The sequence below is a fragment of the Amycolatopsis eburnea genome (assembly GCF_003937945.1).
Lineage (GTDB): Bacteria > Actinomycetota > Actinomycetes > Mycobacteriales > Pseudonocardiaceae > Amycolatopsis > Amycolatopsis eburnea.
Window position 1 is genome coordinate 432,314 of sequence record NZ_RSEC01000061.1, and the last position, 16,668, is coordinate 448,981.

The window sequence follows — 16,668 nt, forward strand, 5'->3', positions numbered from 1 at the left end:
GCGGTGAAAAACGGCCCGGACACCTTCCTATTCGGACGACTTCTCCCGGCCGCGGGGCCGGCCGGGTGACCGTCCGGCTACTCCGCGTCAGAGCGCCTGGTGCGTTTACAACGTTCCGGCAACCGCCTTGACAGGGCCTGTGGTACGTACCACTCTAACCCCAACATTGGTCTACACCATTTGGGGAGCCTGGCCGTGGCGGCCGGGTATCGAAAGGACGGCATCGAGTGAAACGCTGGCTCAAGCTGGCGGCGGGCGCCGCCGCATTCACGCTCGCGACCGCAGGCTGCGCGGGCTCCAGCGGATCGGACACCGCGGCCTCGTCGAGCGGGAACGCCGCGATCAGCGGCGACGTCACGGTCTGGCTGATGACCGGGTCCGCGCCGACCACCCTGACCGACGCGCTCAACAAGGAGTTCGAGGCCGCGCACCCCGGGGTCAAGGTCAAGTACGAAATCCAGCAGTGGGACGGCATCCAGCAGAAGCTGACCACCGCGCTCGCCGGCGGCACCCCGCCGGACGTGATCGAGATCGGCAACACGCAGACCGCGGCGTTCGCCTCGCAGGACGGCGTGCTGACCGACCTGTCCGCGGACAAGGACAGCTTCAACGGCGCGCAGTGGCTCAAGGGCCTCGCCGACTCGGGCACCTACGACGGCAAGACCTACGGCGTCCCGTTCTACGCGGCCAACCGTGAGGTCATCTACCGCAAGGACATGTTCGAGCAGGCCGGCATCGCCAAGCCGCCGACCTCGAACGACGAGTGGATCGACGCGATCACGAAGCTGAAGACGAAGTTCGGCTCCGACCCCGACTTCCAGGCCCTCTACATGCCGGGCCAGAACTGGTACGCGCTGCTGTCCTTCATCTGGGACAACGGCGGGGACATCGCCCAGGCCGACGGCAAGAACTTCAAGGCGACGCTGGACAGCGCCGGCGCGAAGGCGGGCCTCGAGTTCTACAAGAAGCTCGTCGACACCTCCGGCACCAAGGCGCCGAAGGACGCGGACGAGGCCAAGCCGCAGCAGGCGACCGTCTACGGCGCCGGCAAGGTGGCCATGATGATCGGCCTCCCGTGGGAGCTGGCGACGGCCGCGAAGACCGACGCGAGCCTGACCGCCAAGACCGGCGCGTTCGCGATCCCGAGCAAGACCGCCGGCCAGAGCGCCCCGGTCTTCCTGGGCGGCTCGAACCTGGCCATCCCGGCCAACAGCAAGAACGTGGCCGCGGCCAAGGAGTACATCAAGCTGCTCTCCAGCGCGAAGTACCAGGGCCAGCTCGCCGCCGCCGGCGTCGTGCCGGGTACCTCGACCGACCTGACCGGCCTGGACAAGGACCCGCTGGGCAGCGTCATGGCCAAGGCCTCCACCAACGGCAAGGCCGTGCCGGCCAGCCCGAAGTGGGGTGACGTGGAGTCCGGCCAGAACCCGGTCAAGGACATGCTGACCGCGTACCTGACCGGCAAGAAGACGCTCGACCAGGCGACCGCCGACGCCAACGCAGCGCTGAACAAGCTCATCGGCGGATGACAGCGACCGCGAACGTGACGATGCCGGCGGGGGCCACCCCGCCGGCATCGCCGCGCGACGCGGGGGCCAAGAAGCGCAAGCGGGGCCGGTTCGGCGACCGGGTCCTCCCGTACCTGCTGCTCCTCCCCGCGCTCGCCGCGATCCTCGTGCTGCTCGCCTGGCCGCTGGTCCAGGTGCTCGCGATCAGCTTCCGCAAGCTCGACATCGGCCAGCTCGTCTCCGGCAAGACGATCTGGATCGGCTTCGACAACTACACGAACACGCTCTCGGACCCGGAGTTCTGGACCGTCACCTTCCGGACCCTGGTCTTCACCGCCGCCATCGTGGCCGCCACCATCCTGGGCGGGCTGCTGCTGGCGGTGCTCATGCGCCACCTCGGCCCGGTCGTGCGGATCATGGTCCAGGTGACGCTGGTGCTGGCCTGGGCCACCCCGGTGATCGCCACGACCACCGTGTTCCAGTGGATCTTCGACCAGCAGTACGGCATCCTCAACAAGACCCTCGACCGGCTGGGCTTCCACGGCTTCATCGGCTTCTCGTGGTTCTCCAGCGGGCCCAGCACGCTGGCCGTGATCGGGCTGCTGATCGTGTGGCAGGCCGTGCCGTTCGTGACGTTCTCGCTGTACGCGGGCATCATCGGCGTCTCGCGGGAGCAGTACGAGGCCGCCGGCATCGACGGCGCCAGCGCGTGGCAGACGTTCCGCGCGGTCACCTGGCCCGCCATCCGGCCGATCACCACCATGGTGACCTTCCTGTCGGTGCTGTGGGACTTCAACGCCTTCGCCCAGATCTGGGCGATCCGCGAGGGCGGCCCCGACGGCGGGAGCACCACACTGGCCGTCGTGCTGTACCTCAAGGGCATCGCGGGCAACCACTTCGGCGCGGCGGGCGCGATCGCGACCCTGATGCTGATCGTGCTCGCGCTCATCACGGGCCGGTACATCCAGCTGCTCACCCGGACCCGGGAAGGGGATCTGTCGTGAAGAAGTCGCTCTCGCAGCGGATCGTGCTCTCGGTGGTCGGCGTGCTGGTCGCGCTGGCGATCGTCTTCCCGACGTACTGGATGTTCGTCACCTCGCTCCGGACGCCCGGCGAGATCCTGTCGCCGAAGTACGACCTCGTCCCGACGTCGTTCTCGTTCGGCAACTTCGCCACCGCGCTGGGCAAGGACAACTTCCCGACGTACCTGATGAACAGCCTGATCGTCACCGTCGGGTCGGTGCTGTGCGCGCTGGTCGCCGGCACGCTGGCGGCGATCCCGCTCTCGCGGCTGCGGTTCACCGGCCGCAAGGGCTTCCTCGTGCTGGTCATGGTGGCGCAGCTGGCGCCGGTGTCGGCGCTGTTCATCCCGCTGTTCCTGCTGATGCGGGACGCCGGGCTGCTCAACACGCTGCCGTCGCTGCTGCTGATCTACTTCGCCACCACGCTGCCGTTCACGGTGTGGATGCTCTACGGCTTCGTCAACGGGATCCCGTACGAGCTGGAAGAGGCCGCGATGATCGACGGCTGCAGCCAGACCGGCGCCTTCCGCCGGGTGACGCTGCCGCTGCTCGGGCCGGGACTGGTGACCACGTCGGTGTTCAGCTTCATCACCGCGTGGAACGAGTACCTGTTCGCGCTGGTCTTCATCCAGGACAAGCCGAAGGAGACCCTGCCGGTGTGGCTCGCGTCGTTCCGCACGGCGTTCGCCACCGACTGGGGTGGCGTCATGGCCGCGTCGGTGATCTACGCGGTCCCGGCGCTGATCTTCTTCCTGCTCGTGCAGCGCAAGCTGGTGTCCGGCGCGACCGCCGGCGCCGTGAAGGGGTAGCTGGTGTCTTCACCGGAGAAGCTCGCTGAGGCCGTCCTCCTGCCCGGGTTCGCCGGGACGACCGCGCCGGACTGGCTCCGCCGCCGGATCTCCGACGGCCTCGGCGGGGTGGTCCTGTTCGGCCGCAACGTCGTCGACGACGAGCAGGTCGCCGCCCTCACCGCGCAGCTGCGGGGCGAGCGCGACGGCGTCGTCGTCGGGATCGACGAGGAGGGCGGCGACGTCACCCGCCTCGACGTGAACACCGGGTCGTTCGTGCCGGGCCCGCTGGCGCTGGGCGCGGCCGACGACCCGGAGCTGACCACGGCGGTCGCCGCCGCGCTCGGTGAACGGCTCGCGGCCTGCGGTGTGACGCTCAACCTGGCGCCGTGCGCGGACCTGACCCTGGCGGCCGAGGACCCGATCATCGGCGTCCGGGCGTTCGGGTCCGACCCGGCGAAGGCGTCGCCGCACGTCGCGGCGTACGTGACAGGGCTGCAGAAGTACGGCGTGGCGGCGTGCGCCAAGCACTTCCCCGGCCACGGCGCCGCGACCGAGGACTCGCACGTGGCGCTGCCGGTGCTGCCGCGGACGCCGGAGGAGCTGCGGGAGATCGAGCTGGTCCCGTTCGCCGCGGCGATCCGGGCCGGGGTGCGCTCGGTGATGTCGGGCCACCTGGTCGTGCGGGCCTGGGGCGAGGAGCCCGCGACGCTCAACCGCGTCGCGCTCACCGACGTCCTGCGCGGCGAGCTGGGCTTCACCGGCGCGGTCATCACCGACGCGCTGGAGATGGGCGCGGTCTCGGGCGCGTACGGCAAGCACGACGGTCTCGGCCGCTCGGCCGTGCGGGCACTGGCCGCGGGCGCCGACGCGCTGTGCCTGGGCGGCGCGGCCTTCGAAGCCGAGCACCTCGACGCGTGCGTCACGGCGATCGTGGCGGCGGTCGCGGCAGGGGAGCTGGCCCTGGACCGGCTGGCGGAGGCGGCCTCGCGGACGGCGGCGCTGGGTACCGACCCGGCACCGGCGACGGTCGGCCCGGTCGACCGGCGGCTCGGCCTGGAGGCGGCGCGCAAGGCGCTGCGCGTCCAGGGCTCGCCGCGGTTGGCGGGGCCGCCGCTGGTGGTCGACGTCCAGACCGAGCCGACCATCGCGGCCGGCCCGATGCCGTGGGGCCTCGGCGCGCACCTGGCCGAGCTGGTGCCGGGCACGCGGGCGATGACGGCGACACCCGAGGACGCCGAGGCGGTGCTGGCGGCGGCCCGCGATTTCCGCAGCGTCGTCGTGGTGACCCGGGAGGCGCACCGGCACCCGCGGGTGCGCGAGCTGCTGGCCGCGTTGTCCACTGTGGACTACATCCGCGTCGAAACCGGGGCACCGGGGCCGTCGGACGGGGGCGGCCCGCGCATCGACACGTTCAGCGGCTCCTACGTGAGCCTGCGGGCGGCGGCCGAGTACCTGGCCTGAATTCGTCCTGTTTGCCGTATCTCCAGGACCCGGTGTGCGCGTTTGTACGGGCCTTGTACCGGCGGCCGCCATCGTGGGGGCACACCGGAACCTGGAGGACGGACAAATGAGAATTCGGATCGGGAAGCGGACGGCGGCCGTGGTCGGCACCGCCGCGGCGATCGTGCTGGCCGGCGCCACGCCGGCGCTGGCGGCGACGGGCACGGTGCACACCGACTCCGGCGCGCCGCTGACCGTGCGCTCGGCCCCGAGCACCGGCGCGACCTCGACCGGCACGATCGCCGACGGCACCGCCGTCACGATCGACTGCCAGACGACGGGCGAGACGGTCACCGGCAAGTACGGCACGAGCAACATCTGGGACCACGTCCCCGGCGGCTACATCACCGACACCTACGTCTACACCGGCTCCGACGGCCGGATCGCGCCGGACTGCACCGACGTGCCGACCCCGCCGGCGACCGCGTGCTCGACGTCGGGCCTGAACGACCCGAACACCTGCGCCCAGGCGGTCACGAAGGCGAAGTCGCGGATCCACACGAACTACGACGCCTCCTACGACGGCTGGTGCGATCGCATCAACGCCCAGAACTACGGCTTCTCGGCAAGCGGCTCGACCACGGCGTACGTGCACTGGACCCAGATCCCCAGCACGTACAAGCACGCGAACAGCACGGACGTCCCGGCCGGCGGCCTGGCGTTCTTCTCCAACGGCGGCGCGGGCCACACGATGATCTCCATCGGCGGCGGCTACTTCCTGTCGAACGACATCCACGGCGCGGGCACCTACACCCAAACGACGATCTCGGAGATCAAGAGCAGGTGGGGCCAGACGTACCTCGGCTGGGCCCAGCCGTGGTTCAAGGTGAACCACTGACGTGACGCAAGGCCCGGCTCCCATCCCCGGCCGGGCTCACCGCCCCCTGCCCACCTCCCCCGGGCAGGGGGCGTTCGCGTTGGTGAGGCGGTCGCGCCCCGGTCGCCCGCTGCTCTCCGGAATCCTGGCGCCGCCGCCGTGCCCGGGGAGCGGAGCCTTGCCCCGGGGCGGCCGCGCTCGGTGGTTCCGCCCCGGCTGGTGGGCCGCGCGGGAGCCGCCATCGGTGAGCCGGAATCCCGGCGCCGCCGCCGTGCCCGGGAGCGGAGCCTTGCCCCGGGGGCGGCCGCACTCGGTGGTTCCGCCCCGGCCGGTGGGCCGAGGCCGCCATCGGTGAGCCGGGAACCCGGCACTGCCGACCTGCCTCGGGAGCGGCGTTTGCGGCGGTGGGGCGGCTGCGCGGATCGCGCTGGCGCCCGGCCGCTCGGCGCCGTGCGCTGCGGCGGCCCACCAACCCCGCCGCGGGTCAGGGCTTCAAGTGGTGCAGCACGAAGATCCCGCCCACCGCCGGCCGATCCCGCCGCTCGTGATCGGTCGCCACGTACTCGTCCAGCACCGCCAGGATCCGCCGATCGAGCTCCTCGACCTCATCCGCGGACAAGTGCAGCAGGAACTTCTCGTGCACCGCCACCGAATCCGGGCCCGCCGCCGCGAGTTCCTCCTGGAAGATCTCGATCGGGGCGAACCGCGTCTCGGGGTCGGCGGTCGAGAGGGGGCCGTCCAGCCACCACGTCTCGTTGTCGGCGCGGTAGGGCTTCTCCAGCGCGCCGCTCGGGCCGGTGCGGACCGGGGCCGGGTGCAGGAGGCCCGCGGACACCAGCTGCCGGACGTGGTGCAGGACCGTGCCGGGGTCGCGGTCGAGGCGGTCGGCCAGCTGCTTGTTCGTCAGCTCGTCGACCAGGCACAGCCGCATGATGCGCAGCCGCAGCGGGTGGCCGAGGGCCTTGGCTTCCTCCGGCGTCGCCGGACGGCGGCGGCGTGGCTCGTTCATGGACGCAGCGTAGTCGAGCCGATGGGGAAACGTCAGATCGATGGAGAAAACCCCATCGATGTGCGATCCTCCATTCATGCACCGGACCTTCTGGCGGCTGTGGACCGCCGCGGGGCTGTCGAGCCTCGCCGACGGCGTCCTCAAGGTCGCGCTGCCGCTGGTCGCGGTCGGCTACACGCGCTCTCCGGCGCTGATCGCGGGGCTCGCGTTCGCCTTCAGCGTCCCGTGGCTGCTGTGCGCGCTGCCCGCCGGCGCGCTCGTCGACCGGCTCGACCGCCGCCGCGCGATGCTCGCGGCGAACGAGCTGCGCGGTGGGCTGGTCGCCGTCGTCGCCTGCTCACCGCGCTCGGCGGGGGCTCGGTGTGGGCGCTCTACGTCGTCGCGCTCGGGGTCGGCACCGCCGAGACGCTCTACGACACCGCCGCGCAGTCGATCGTCCCGCAGGTCGTCGGGCGCGACGAGCTCGCGCGCGCCAACGGCCGGGTGTACGCGGTCGAGCAGACCGCCAACGAGTTCGCCGGGCCGCCGCTGGCCGGGGTCCTGGTCGCCGCCGGGGCGGTGGCCGCGCTCGCCACGCCGGTGGCGCTGTGGGCGGTGGCCGTCGGGGCGCTGCTGCTCGTGCGCGGCTCGTACCGGATCCCGCGCGGGGACCACCCCGCCACGCTCCGCGCGGACATCGCCGAAGGCCTGCGCTTCCTGCTGCACCACCGGATCCTGCGGACGTTCTCCCTGATGGTCGCCGGGTTCAACTTCGCCACCGGGGCGACGTTCGCGGTCCTCGTCCTCCACGCGGTCGGCCCCGGCTCGGCGATGGGGCTGTCCGGCCCGGCGTTCGGGCTGCTGACGGCGATGACCGCGGCCGGCGGCCTGGCCGGCTCACTGCTCGCCGAAGCGGTGGAACGCCGGCTCGGCCGCGTCCGCGCGCTCTGGGTGTCGTGGCTCGCCGGCGGGCTGCCGGTCGGCGTGCTCGCGGTCACCGCGAACCCGTACGTCGTGGGCGCGGGGTTCTTCGCCGGTGGCGCGGCGATCCTCGTCTCGAACGTGGTGATGGTGTCGCTGCGCCAGCGGCTCACGCCGGACCGGCTGCTCGGCCGCCTTACCAGCAGCCACCGCCTGGTCGCGTGGGGCACGAAGTCGCTCGGCGCGCTGGCCGGCGGCGCGCTCGCGCAGGCGTTCGGGCTGCACGTCGTGTTCGTCGTGATGACCGTGCTGGCGTTCTCGGTGGTGGGCGGCCTGGCCGGGGTGACCGGAACGGCGCTCGCCGAGGCCGAAGCCCGGGCTCAGAGCGGGTGGGTGTCCAGGTAGGCGCTCGACACCTTCTTCGGCACGCACATCCGCCAGGCCTCGACGACGAGTTCGCGCATCTCGTCGGCGTCGATCGCGGCCAGGCGGCAGCGCACCCAGCGGAACCGCAGGTCGGACGGCTCGGGCAGCAGGAACTTCTCCGGCTCGCCCGCGATCAGCGCGTCGCGTTGCTCGCGCGGGAAGGCGAAGCCCATCAGGGTCTCGTCCCGTGACAGCGCGAGGAAAACGATCTGCCCGATGCGGAACTTGACCCGGTCGCGCACGATCGCTTCGTACGCGCGGGGGAGCGTGGCCGCGAAGGCCCGTACCTCGTCACCGGTGACCATGGGCTCCATTGTGGCCGAGCGCGCTCAGAGCGGCCGGGCCAGCAGCTCCGACGCACCGGTCTTGACCGGCGCCACCACCGTCCAGCCCCAGCGGCGGTACAGCGCGTGTGCCGGCGCCGCGGTCGTCGCGGCCAGCACCGCGGCCGGCTCGGTCCGGGCGCCCAGCAGGCGATCGAGCATCGCGCGGCCGTGCCCCCGGCCGCGCAGCCCCGGCCGGACGGCGAATTCGTAGACGTAGAACAGCGGGCTCCCGGCGAGCCACGACGGCGGGTCGCCCGCCGCCAGGGACGGCCACCAGCCCGCTTCGCGGGCGACCCCGTAGGCGAACCCGGCCAGTTCGCCTCCACTGTGGACGGTCTCCAGCGCGAAGCCGGGCAGTTCCGCGTGGCCCGCCAGGGCTTCGCGGAACCGGGCCGCGTCCGCGGCGCTTTCCCGGTAGGGCGGTTCCCGGTAGACCTCGTGGTACAGTTCCGCGAACCCGGTCCAGTCAGGCATCCACGTTCTCCCGTGCCGGGGCCGCCTCCGGTACCGCTTTCAGTCCCGCGAGGACGACCACCGCCAGTGTGCAGCACCCGGCGAGCACGAGCCACGGCAGCTGCGGGCCGCCCGCCAGCAGCGCGGTGAAGGTCACCGGGGCCAGCACCCGCGCCGCGCCCCACAGCAGTTCCTCCAGCCCGAGGTAGCGCCCGCGCAGGTGGGCGGGCGCCAGCGCGACGATCAGCGCGCTGCTGGTCGGCGCCTGCAGCAGCTCCGCCGCGGTGAAGACGGCGGTCGCCACGCTCAGCACGGCGAACGCGGGCAGCGCGGTGACCAGCGGCACGGCCGCGTAGAGCAGGAACGCCCCGGCCCACACCACGGCCGCGACCTGCAGCGTGCGCGCCCGCCGGAACCGGTCCACCCGCGCGGCCACGACCGTCTGCGCCAGCACCACCAGCACCGTGTTGAGCGCGAACAGCACGCCGGGCTGCCAGGCGGGCAACCGCAGCGTGTCGAGCACGTAGGCGCTGAGCAGCACCGTCAGTGCGAGGTCGCACAGCGCGAAGACGAAGACGGTCACCAGCACCCGGCGGAACGCGCCGTCGGCGAGCACGGCCCGGTAGCCCCCGCGAGCCGCGGCGGCCCGAGGCGGTGCTTCGGCCGCCCGGCCGCGCCAGCACCCGACGAGCGCGGCCGCGACCAGGAAGCTCGCGGCGTTGAGCACGACGATCGCCGTGTAACCGCCGACGATGACCAGCACGCTGCCCGCCAGCCCGCCGAGGCCGATCCCGACGTTGCGCAGCGTGCGCTCCATCGCGTACCAGCGGGCGCGCTGCCCGTCGTCGGCCACCTGCGCCACCAGCGCGCCGGACGCCGGCCAGAACAGGCCCTCGCCCCAGAACGTCAGCGCCGCCAGCACCACGAGCGCCGCCGGCGACCCGGCGAAGACGTACCCGGTGAAGGTGAGCACCCGCAGCAGGTTCGCCGCGACGACCACCCGCCGCGGCCCGAAGCGGTCCACGAGCGGGCCCGCGCACAGCCCGGCGGGCAGAGCGAGCAGCGCGGCGAGCGACAGCGCCGCGCCGACCGCGGTCAGCGGAAGTCCCTTGGCCGCGTGGAAGTAGACGACGGCGAAGGGCAGGAACAGGCCGGTGCCGAGCGCGTCCACGCCCTGGGCGGCGACCAGCGGCAGGCGGCCCCGGGTGCGGGGCAGCCCGAGCAAAGCGGTGACGGCCATCGGTGCGTCCTCAGGCGTGGGGGAGCGGGAAGGTGTTCAGCCGCTCCTCGGGCAGGGGGTGCGCACGCCAGCCGAGGTCGACCGCCGCGCGGCGGACCCGGCCGTCGCCCCAGTACGGCAGCCCGGCCGGGAAGTTCGCCACCAGCCCCGGCACCAGCGTGTGCGCGGCATGGAACCCGGCGGCCGCGACGTCGCGGGTGGTGAGGTCGACACTCAGCACCTCGAACCCGCGTGCCTCGACGCGCTCCTGGTAGGTCTTGAGCGTCCGTTCGCCGAGCGCGGGCAGGCCGTCCCAGCTCCGCTCCGGCAGGTCGCGGACCCAGGGCGCGACGTGCGCCGCGGCGCGCGGGTCGAGGTGGACCTGCTGCTGGCACAGCAGGTCCACGACGTCGCCGAAGTCCGGGCGGTAGGAGTCGAGGTAGCGCCGGTCGGCCCGGTACGGCTTGAGGTTGCCCAGGTGCGGCAGGTCGTCGCGCATCGCGGCCAGCTCGCGCTCGTCGTCGAGGGCGAGGCAGGTGTGCTGCAGCGTGAACCCTTCGGCGAGCGCCTTCTTCGCCGCTTCCAGCGCGTCGGGGCGGGTGGCGAACCCGATCGACAGCCAGCGCCGCGCCCGGTCGAACACCGCCGCCGCGACGACCGGCACCGCGAACTCGTTGTCCAGCGGGATCAGCGTGACGTCGTAGGTCTCGGTGGTGTCGGCGACGAGCGCGCGCACCTCGGGCGGCACCGGCAGGGCGCCCAGCCGCGGTGTGTTGGCCCACCACACCATCGTAGTGTCCCGTTCCAGGACCTCTTCGAGACCGGAGGTGACGGCGTGCTCGGCGCTGGTGCCGCCGGCCAGCCCGGCGATCAGCGGGTCGGTGAACCGCGCCCCGGTGGGTTCGGGTGCCTGGGAGACCAGGCTCGCCGGGACCCAGACCGGCTCCTTCGTCGTGTGCGAAAAGGCTTCCACCCACGCGCATTCGGCGTCGGTGGTCAGCGGCGTGAACGGGAAGCCGGGCGTGGCGTACTGCCGGGCCGAATAGAGGTTGAGCCGGCGCGGGTCGAGGGCGGGGACGCCGTCGCGGCGCAGGCGCTCGTAGCTGCCGTGGCGGACCTCGCGCTCCGGGGGCAGCCAGCTGCCGCAGTACCGTTCGACGGCCTCGCCGATCGCGGACTCGCGGGCCAGCTCGAAGTCGTGCCACGACGTGCCGAACGCCTGGCGGTCGTTGGGCCAGCCGGCGACCCGCCGCATGTCCGCGACGTCCACCGCGCACACCTTGAGCCGGGCGGGCATGCCGGGCGCGGCGGGCAGTTCGTGCACGGCGGTCACGACGCCGGTCCGGTCGTCGACGAGCAGGTCCGGCCGCAGGCCCTGCTCCCGCACCGGCCGGGGCCGGTCGGGGACGGGAAGCACCGGCCGGGGGAGCGCGGTCAGCCGAACGGGATCGAGCTCCAGCTCCCCGGTCGTCGTCTCGGCGGGTTCGCCGGCGATCCAGCGCTCCAGCTGCACGGCGACCGCGGTGACCAGCCAGCGCGTGTCGCCGGGCCGGAACCGCGGCTGGGAAGGGGCTTCGGCCGCGGCGAAGGCGTCGAGCACGCGGGGGTCGAGGGCGGCGGACCGGCGCCGCGCCAGCACGTCGGCGAAGTCGGGGCCGGAGCCCGGTTCGACCGCGGGCCCGGCGATCCCGTGGCCGCGTTCGACGCGGAAGGGGAAGAACCGCACGCCGTGCCCGGCGCACAACGCGTCCAGCGCGGTGAGCTCGCGGTAGGCGGGGTGCGAGTAGGCGGCGACGAGGACGGTGTCCGCCGGTGCCACCGGGACGTCGGTGCCGGCGAGCAGGTGGACCGCGCCGTAGCCGGTCGTTTCGAGGGCCGCCACCAGCGGGCCGGTCAGCTCGGGCGCGCCGGTGACCAGCACCGTCGTCGCGGCGAGGCGCCGCACGCCGTCGTCGCCGGTCGCCGGGTGCAGGCAGCCGTCCGCTTCGAGGACGTCGAGCACTTCCGCGTGGTCCGGGCTCATCCCGGCGAGCAGCTCGGCGCGCGTCCGGGTGCCGTCGCAGCGGCCGAGCCAGTCACGGAACTCGCCCACCGGCGCGGTGATCGAGTACTGGCCGCCGTTCGGGGTGATGAGCAGGCACAGCTCCGGTTCGAGGTCGTGGAGCTCGACACCGGTCAGCTGCAGGCGCGGGTCGGCGGAAGGCATGGGCGATCCCCTCGTCGGCGGGGCCGTGCCGCGGCCCGTGATCCGGACCGCGGCACGGCCACGGCTGGGCCGGGACTACTTGGCGGACGCGCGGTTGTGCACGACGGCGCGGTTGTGGACCACGGCGCGGTTGTGGACGACGGCCCGGTTGTGCACGACCGCGCGGTTGTGCACGACGACGGCCGAGGGGCGCTCGAAGCTCGAGATCATGGTTCCTCCTGCGGAGTTGTCCCCCGGTGGGGTTCACCGGGGCGGGGTGACGGGAACCAGTTTCGGGCCGGGGCGTGCGTTCTGACGTCTTCTGGACTGCGATCCGCACGGGCGCGGCCGTGCGTTCGTCACGGCCGGCGCGTGCCGGCCGCACACGAAGAGCGGCCCGCAGTTTCATGAACGAGCCGTCAAGGCCACCTTACGGGCGTCAGACGCCCGTAAGGTGGCCTTGACGGCAGTCGGTGAGAACCCACGAGCAGCCACGGAAGACTGCCTGCCGGCCGGTGCCGGTGGGGGCCTCCCGCGGATCGGGATCAGGTCACGCCCGGCAGGCCCGCCCGCGGTTCACACAGTTGACCAGCCCGTTCATGATCCGCTGCGACATCACGTTCGCGAAGTCGTCGTGGTCGGAGAACGGGTTGTGCTTCTCCTGCGGGAAAGCGTCCACTTTGTACTGCTTCTTGACCTGGACGTCGTGCGGGATGTCGTAGGTCAGCGAGATCTGCAGCTGCGGGACCGCCTTGAACCCCTTGGCGCACCGGCCGTTCCGGTCCGGGTAGACGATGTGCGTGCGGTGGTTGGCGCTGTCGGTGTTCTGCCCGTCCCAGCAGCTCGGGAACGTGTGCACCCGCTTGACCTTGCTGTTCTGCGGGCAGATCGGGTACTTCTCGGTGACGCGGTTCTCGAACCCGGTGCACGTCCAGCTGGCGCGCGCGTTCGCGGGGCCGTTGGTCGAGACCTTCGCGTCACCGTAGAGCACGCGCAGGAACTTCGGCATCGCCACGACCTTGCCCACCGGGCTGCCGCGGAACGTGATCTGGACCTTCTGCGGGCGCAGGATCTTGCCGTCGTTGCCGGGGAGCTCGTTGTTGCCGTCCTGCCCGGGCAGCGCACCGCCCGCGGTGCTGCTCGGCGGCGGCGTCGGCGCTCCGGTGTCCTTGCCGGGCTTGGTCGAGCACGGCAGGTTGCCGAGGCCGCCCGGCTTGGGCGCGAACCGGCCGATCGCGGTGAGGATCCGGTCGATGATCGCCTTCCGCCGGTCGTTGAGCGGGCCGACGATGCTGTTCTGGACCAGGTTCTGGCCGCCCTGGCCCTGTGCCGCCGCGACGCGCTGGTTCGCCTCGTCGGCCTGGGCGTCGAGCTGCTCGAGGTTGCTGTCCACTTCGGCCATCGCCTGGTCGGGGATGTCCGGCAGCTTGCTCGCCACGTCCGGGCAGGCCACCTGGACGGTCTTCGCCTCCTGGGCGGCCTGCGCCCGGTCGCCGTCGGGCGCCTTGGCGGGTTCGTTCTTCTCCTCTTCACCGGTGTCGATCCGGACGACGGGCCAGAAGTACGCGGACTTGTCCCCGTTGCGGCAGGTGGTGCCGGCCTTCACGAGGCTCTTGTTGGTGGAGTCGGCGTTGGTGGAGAGGTTGCCGACGTAGTCGTGCAGGTGCTGGGCGCCGTTGCGGACGCCGGGCTGGGCGATGAAGTTGTCGGGGTTGAAGTGCTGGTTTTCGTTGCGGCCGCAGTCGACGGTGAACGTGCCCGTCGCGGCGCCGTAGACCGGTCGCGGGTCGAACTGGTTCGGCTGCACCTTCAGGATGTCGATGTAGAAGGCGGGATCGGCCTCGTCGGCGCTGGCCTCACCGGTGTTGCCGGTGGTCGTCGCGACGACGATGCCGCCGACCGCGATCGCGAGGGCGAGGCCGCCGGTCGCGATCTTGGTCCGGCGGGACAGGCGGTGCCGTCCTTGGGTGCGGGACATGGGAAATCCTCCGGGGTGTCGGGCTGGCGGGAACGCGCGACACTGAACGGGTACGAGCCCAGGCTCGTGCCCGTCAGGAATGCGTCGGCAAGGAACGGTCTTCCGGCTGGTCCACTGACCCGACATCAGTGGGTGCGCGCTCACCTGCCCGTGGCCGCGCCGTCACCCGGCTGGTTATCGTTCCGTTATGGAAGTTACACGCGCCTTTGACACCGGGCAAGCATCGAAAAAAGTTTGAACCGAACTGAACCGGCGGCCGTATCCCCCGGTGAGACCCGAGGCCTGCGCCCGGCCGGAAAGCGTTGCGCGACCCCGGGATCAGCGCAGCGTGGCGGGCACCGCGGGAATGGCGGCCAATGCCGAACCGAGCCGGTGGCCGACCGCGAGCGCGACCTGATCGCGCACCTCGGCGAGCTTGGCGACGTCGATTCCGGTCGCGATTCCTTCGCCGTGGAAGAAGTCGACGAGGTCGTCCGTCGCGATGTTGCCGGACGCGCCCGGGGCGAACGGGCAGCCGCCGATCCCGCCCAGCGCGGCGTCGAACCGCCGGATCCCGAGCGAGAGCCCTTCCCACGCGTTCGCCGCCGCGCGGCCGTACGTGTTGTGCAGGTGCAGGCCGAGCGGGACGTCCGGCAGTTCGTCGCGCACCGCCGAGACCACCGAACGCACCTGGCCGGGCCGGGCGGCGCCGATGGTGTCCGCGAGGTGGACGACGCGCGCGCCGAGCCGGCCGAGCCGCGCGGCGATGTCGGCGGTCCGGTCCGGAGCGGTGTCGCCGTCGAACGGGCAGCCGAACGCGGTCGCGACCGACGCCTCGATCGCGACCCCCGCTTCGGTGAGCACCTCGGCGCAGCCGGCGAGGCGGTCGAGCGCCGCGGCCGTGGGGACCCCGGCGTTCGCGGTGCTGTGCCCGTCGCTCGCGGAGACGACCAGCCGCACCGACTGCGCGCCGGCGTCGATCGCCTGCCGCGCCCCGCGTTCGGTGAACACGAGGGTGTGCAGGCGCGCGGGGGTGTCCGGTAGGAGCGCGCGCAGCACGTCGCCGGTGTCCGCCATCTGCGGTACCCGGCGCGCGGAGACGAACGAGCCGACTTCGAGCGCGCGCACGCCGGCGTCGACCAGGCCGCGGGCGAGCCGGATCTTTTCGTGCGACGGCACGGTGAGTGGCTCGTCCTGCAGCCCGTCGCGCAGCACGACCTCGGTGATGAGGACTTCGGTCACGTCAGATCACTCCGTTCTCGCGAAGCCCGGCGACGGCGTCGCCGGTGATGCCGAGTTCGGCGAGCACCGCTTCGGTGTGCGCGCCGAGATCCGGCCCGAGCGCGCGGGTGCGGCCGGGCCGTTCGGTCAGGCTGGGCACGATGCCCGGGAAGGTGACCTCGGCTTCGCGGTCTTCGCCGAGGCGCACGCGGTGCCGTTCGTGCATGCCGCGGGCCTCGAAGTGCGGATCCTTCGCGATGTCCGCGGCGGTGAGGATCGGCCCGCACGGCACGGACGCGGCGAGCAGTGCGGCCTCCGCGGCTTCCTGGGTGAGCGTCGCCGCCCACGCGCCGATCGCGTCGTCGAGGAGCCCGGCGTGGCGGACGCGCCCGGCGTTGTCCGCCAGCCGTGGGTCGGCCGCGAGATCCGCGCGCCCGATGGCGTGCATGAGGCGGCGGAAGATCGCGTCGCCGTTGCCGCTGACGACGATGTACTTGCCGTCGGCGCAGCGGTAGGTGTTGGACGGCGCCACGCCGGGGAGCGCGGAGCCCGCCGGCCCGCGCACGACGCCGTGCGCGTCGAAGTCCGGGAGCAGGGACTCCATCAGGGAGTAGACGGCTTCGTACAGGGCGACGTCGACGACCTCGCCGGGGCGGGCGCCCGGCTCGCGTTCGCGGCGGAGCAGGCCCATGAGCGCGCCGATCACCGCGTAGAGCCCGGCGACGGAGTCGGCGAGGCTGACCCCGGCGCGCGTGGGGGCCTGGCCGGGGTAGCCGGTGAGCGCGCGCAGGCCGCCGATCGCCTCGGCGACGCCGCCGAAGCCGGGGCGGTCGCGGTACGGGCCGGTCTGGCCGTAGCCGGAGACGCGGACGACGACCAGCCGCGGGTTGCGCGCGCGCAGCTTGTCCGGACCCAGGCCCCAGCGCTCCAGGGTGCCGGGCCGGAAGTTCTCGAGCAGGACGTCGCTGCGGGCGGCCAGCGCGCGGACGATGTCCTGGCCTTCGGGGCGGCGCAGGTCCACGGTCACCGACCGCTTGTTGCGGCCGAGCGTGCGGAAGAGCAGTGAGGTGTCGCCGCCGTGCAGCCGCCAGCGCCGGAGTTCGTCGCCGGTGCCGGGGCGCTCGACCTTGACGACGTCGGCCCCGAAGTCGGCCAGCAGGCGCCCGGCGGTGGGCGCGGCGATGAAGTTGCCCAGTTCGACCACCCGCAGGCCCGCCAGGGGCCCGGATTGTTCACTCATGCCCGACTCCAAACCACGATATGAGTTGCCAACTCAGAATACGGGTGTGTGTCGCGGAGTCAACGGGGCCGAGCGTCGCTAGACTGTGCGGCAC

General features: G+C 72.7%; 15 protein-coding genes and 1 pseudogene. 7 read left to right on the forward strand and 9 right to left on the reverse strand.

Features of this window, described 5'->3' with window-relative positions; translation table 11 throughout:
- Positions 1–227 precede the first annotated feature (227 nt).
- From EIY87_RS41275 to EIY87_RS41295, 5 genes are all read left to right on the forward strand, one after another.
- On the forward strand, positions 228–1,529 hold the full coding sequence (locus tag EIY87_RS41275) for a sugar ABC transporter substrate-binding protein (protein ID WP_125315401.1): 1,302 nt from the start codon (positions 228–230) through the stop codon (positions 1,527–1,529).
- Positions 1,526–2,512, forward strand: a complete 987-nt coding sequence (locus EIY87_RS41280) for a carbohydrate ABC transporter permease (RefSeq protein WP_125315402.1) — start codon at positions 1,526–1,528, stop codon at positions 2,510–2,512. The genes EIY87_RS41275 and EIY87_RS41280 overlap by 4 nt, the downstream gene beginning before the upstream one ends.
- On the forward strand, positions 2,509–3,339 hold the full coding sequence (locus EIY87_RS41285; protein ID WP_125315403.1) for a carbohydrate ABC transporter permease: 831 nt from the start codon (positions 2,509–2,511) through the stop codon (positions 3,337–3,339). The genes EIY87_RS41280 and EIY87_RS41285 overlap by 4 nt, the downstream gene beginning before the upstream one ends.
- Positions 3,340–3,342: 3 nt before the next feature.
- The gene (locus EIY87_RS41290; RefSeq protein WP_125315404.1) at positions 3,343–4,782 is read left to right on the forward strand and encodes a glycoside hydrolase family 3 protein; all 1,440 of its coding nucleotides are present in this window, start codon (positions 3,343–3,345) and stop codon (positions 4,780–4,782) included.
- A gap of 106 nt (positions 4,783–4,888) precedes the next feature.
- Positions 4,889–5,659, forward strand: a complete 771-nt coding sequence (locus EIY87_RS41295) for an SH3 domain-containing protein (protein ID WP_125315405.1) — start codon at positions 4,889–4,891, stop codon at positions 5,657–5,659.
- A gap of 463 nt (positions 5,660–6,122) precedes the next feature.
- Here the strand turns inward: EIY87_RS41295 and EIY87_RS41300 are convergent, their stop codons facing one another.
- Positions 6,123–6,647 (reverse strand): ArsR/SmtB family transcription factor, encoded by a 525-nt coding sequence (locus EIY87_RS41300; protein WP_125315406.1) that lies wholly within the window; start codon positions 6,645–6,647, stop codon positions 6,123–6,125.
- 76 nt (positions 6,648–6,723) lie between these two features.
- Between EIY87_RS41300 and EIY87_RS49210 the strand changes: the two are divergent.
- Both EIY87_RS49210 and EIY87_RS41305 read left to right on the forward strand, forming a co-directional pair.
- A pseudogene (locus EIY87_RS49210) lies at positions 6,724–6,897 on the forward strand (MFS transporter); the annotation flags it as partial.
- Between the two features lie 110 nt (positions 6,898–7,007).
- A complete protein-coding gene (locus tag EIY87_RS41305; RefSeq protein WP_318531921.1) occupies positions 7,008–7,952 on the forward strand; it encodes an MFS transporter in 945 nt (314 codons plus the stop codon).
- Here EIY87_RS41305 and EIY87_RS41310 read toward each other — a convergent pair.
- The 8 genes from EIY87_RS41310 to EIY87_RS41340 all read right to left on the reverse strand — a co-directional run bounded on the left by EIY87_RS41310 (position 7,928) and on the right by EIY87_RS41340 (position 16,574).
- Complete coding sequence (locus EIY87_RS41310; RefSeq protein ID WP_125315407.1) at positions 7,928–8,278, reverse strand: MmcQ/YjbR family DNA-binding protein; 351 nt, start codon at positions 8,276–8,278, stop codon at positions 7,928–7,930. The two genes, EIY87_RS41305 and EIY87_RS41310, sit on opposite strands and share 25 nt — an antisense overlap.
- A 24-nt stretch (positions 8,279–8,302) precedes the next feature.
- On the reverse strand, positions 8,303–8,773 hold the full coding sequence (locus EIY87_RS41315) for a GNAT family N-acetyltransferase (RefSeq protein WP_125315408.1): 471 nt from the start codon (positions 8,771–8,773) through the stop codon (positions 8,303–8,305).
- On the reverse strand, positions 8,766–9,992 hold the full coding sequence (locus EIY87_RS41320) for an MDR family MFS transporter (RefSeq protein ID WP_125315409.1): 1,227 nt from the start codon (positions 9,990–9,992) through the stop codon (positions 8,766–8,768). Before EIY87_RS41320 ends, EIY87_RS41315 begins: the two co-directional genes overlap by 8 nt.
- A 10-nt stretch (positions 9,993–10,002) precedes the next feature.
- Positions 10,003–12,177 carry a YcaO-like family protein gene (locus EIY87_RS41325; protein ID WP_125315410.1) on the reverse strand — a complete coding sequence of 725 codons (2,175 nt, stop codon included), beginning with the start codon at positions 12,175–12,177 and terminating at the stop codon, positions 10,003–10,005.
- 75 nt (positions 12,178–12,252) lie between these two features.
- A complete protein-coding gene (locus EIY87_RS49075; RefSeq protein ID WP_255482016.1) occupies positions 12,253–12,387 on the reverse strand; it encodes a hypothetical protein in 135 nt (44 codons plus the stop codon).
- A 319-nt stretch (positions 12,388–12,706) separates the two neighbouring features.
- The gene (locus tag EIY87_RS41330; protein WP_125315411.1) at positions 12,707–14,134 is read right to left on the reverse strand and encodes a DUF1996 domain-containing protein; all 1,428 of its coding nucleotides are present in this window, start codon (positions 14,132–14,134) and stop codon (positions 12,707–12,709) included.
- 318 nt (positions 14,135–14,452) lie between these two features.
- Positions 14,453–15,355, reverse strand: a complete 903-nt coding sequence (locus tag EIY87_RS41335; RefSeq protein ID WP_125315412.1) for a hydroxymethylglutaryl-CoA lyase — start codon at positions 15,353–15,355, stop codon at positions 14,453–14,455.
- A gap of 1 nt (position 15,356) precedes the next feature.
- Positions 15,357–16,574, reverse strand: a complete 1,218-nt coding sequence (locus tag EIY87_RS41340) for a CaiB/BaiF CoA transferase family protein (RefSeq protein WP_125315413.1) — start codon at positions 16,572–16,574, stop codon at positions 15,357–15,359.
- Between the last annotated feature and the right edge of the window lie 94 nt (positions 16,575–16,668).

Excerpts from the sequence above, each read along its gene's own strand:
- EIY87_RS41280 (WP_125315402.1), top strand. The coding sequence starts at position 1,526 with ATGACAGCGACCGCGAACGTGACGATGCCGGCGGGGGCCACCCCGCCG.
- EIY87_RS41295 (WP_125315405.1), top strand. The coding sequence starts at position 4,889 with ATGAGAATTCGGATCGGGAAGCGGACGGCGGCCGTGGTCGGCACCGCC.
- EIY87_RS41300 (WP_125315406.1), bottom strand. The coding sequence starts at position 6,647 with ATGAACGAGCCACGCCGCCGCCGTCCGGCGACGCCGGAGGAAGCCAAG.
- EIY87_RS41310 (WP_125315407.1), bottom strand. The coding sequence starts at position 8,278 with ATGGTCACCGGTGACGAGGTACGGGCCTTCGCGGCCACGCTCCCCCGC.
- EIY87_RS41315 (WP_125315408.1), bottom strand. The coding sequence starts at position 8,773 with ATGCCTGACTGGACCGGGTTCGCGGAACTGTACCACGAGGTCTACCGG.
- EIY87_RS41320 (WP_125315409.1), bottom strand. The coding sequence starts at position 9,992 with ATGGCCGTCACCGCTTTGCTCGGGCTGCCCCGCACCCGGGGCCGCCTG.
- EIY87_RS41325 (WP_125315410.1), bottom strand. The coding sequence starts at position 12,177 with ATGCCTTCCGCCGACCCGCGCCTGCAGCTGACCGGTGTCGAGCTCCAC.
- EIY87_RS49075 (WP_255482016.1), bottom strand. The coding sequence starts at position 12,387 with ATGATCTCGAGCTTCGAGCGCCCCTCGGCCGTCGTCGTGCACAACCGC.
- EIY87_RS41330 (WP_125315411.1), bottom strand. The coding sequence starts at position 14,134 with ATGTCCCGCACCCAAGGACGGCACCGCCTGTCCCGCCGGACCAAGATC.
- EIY87_RS41340 (WP_125315413.1), bottom strand. The coding sequence starts at position 16,574 with ATGAGTGAACAATCCGGGCCCCTGGCGGGCCTGCGGGTGGTCGAACTG.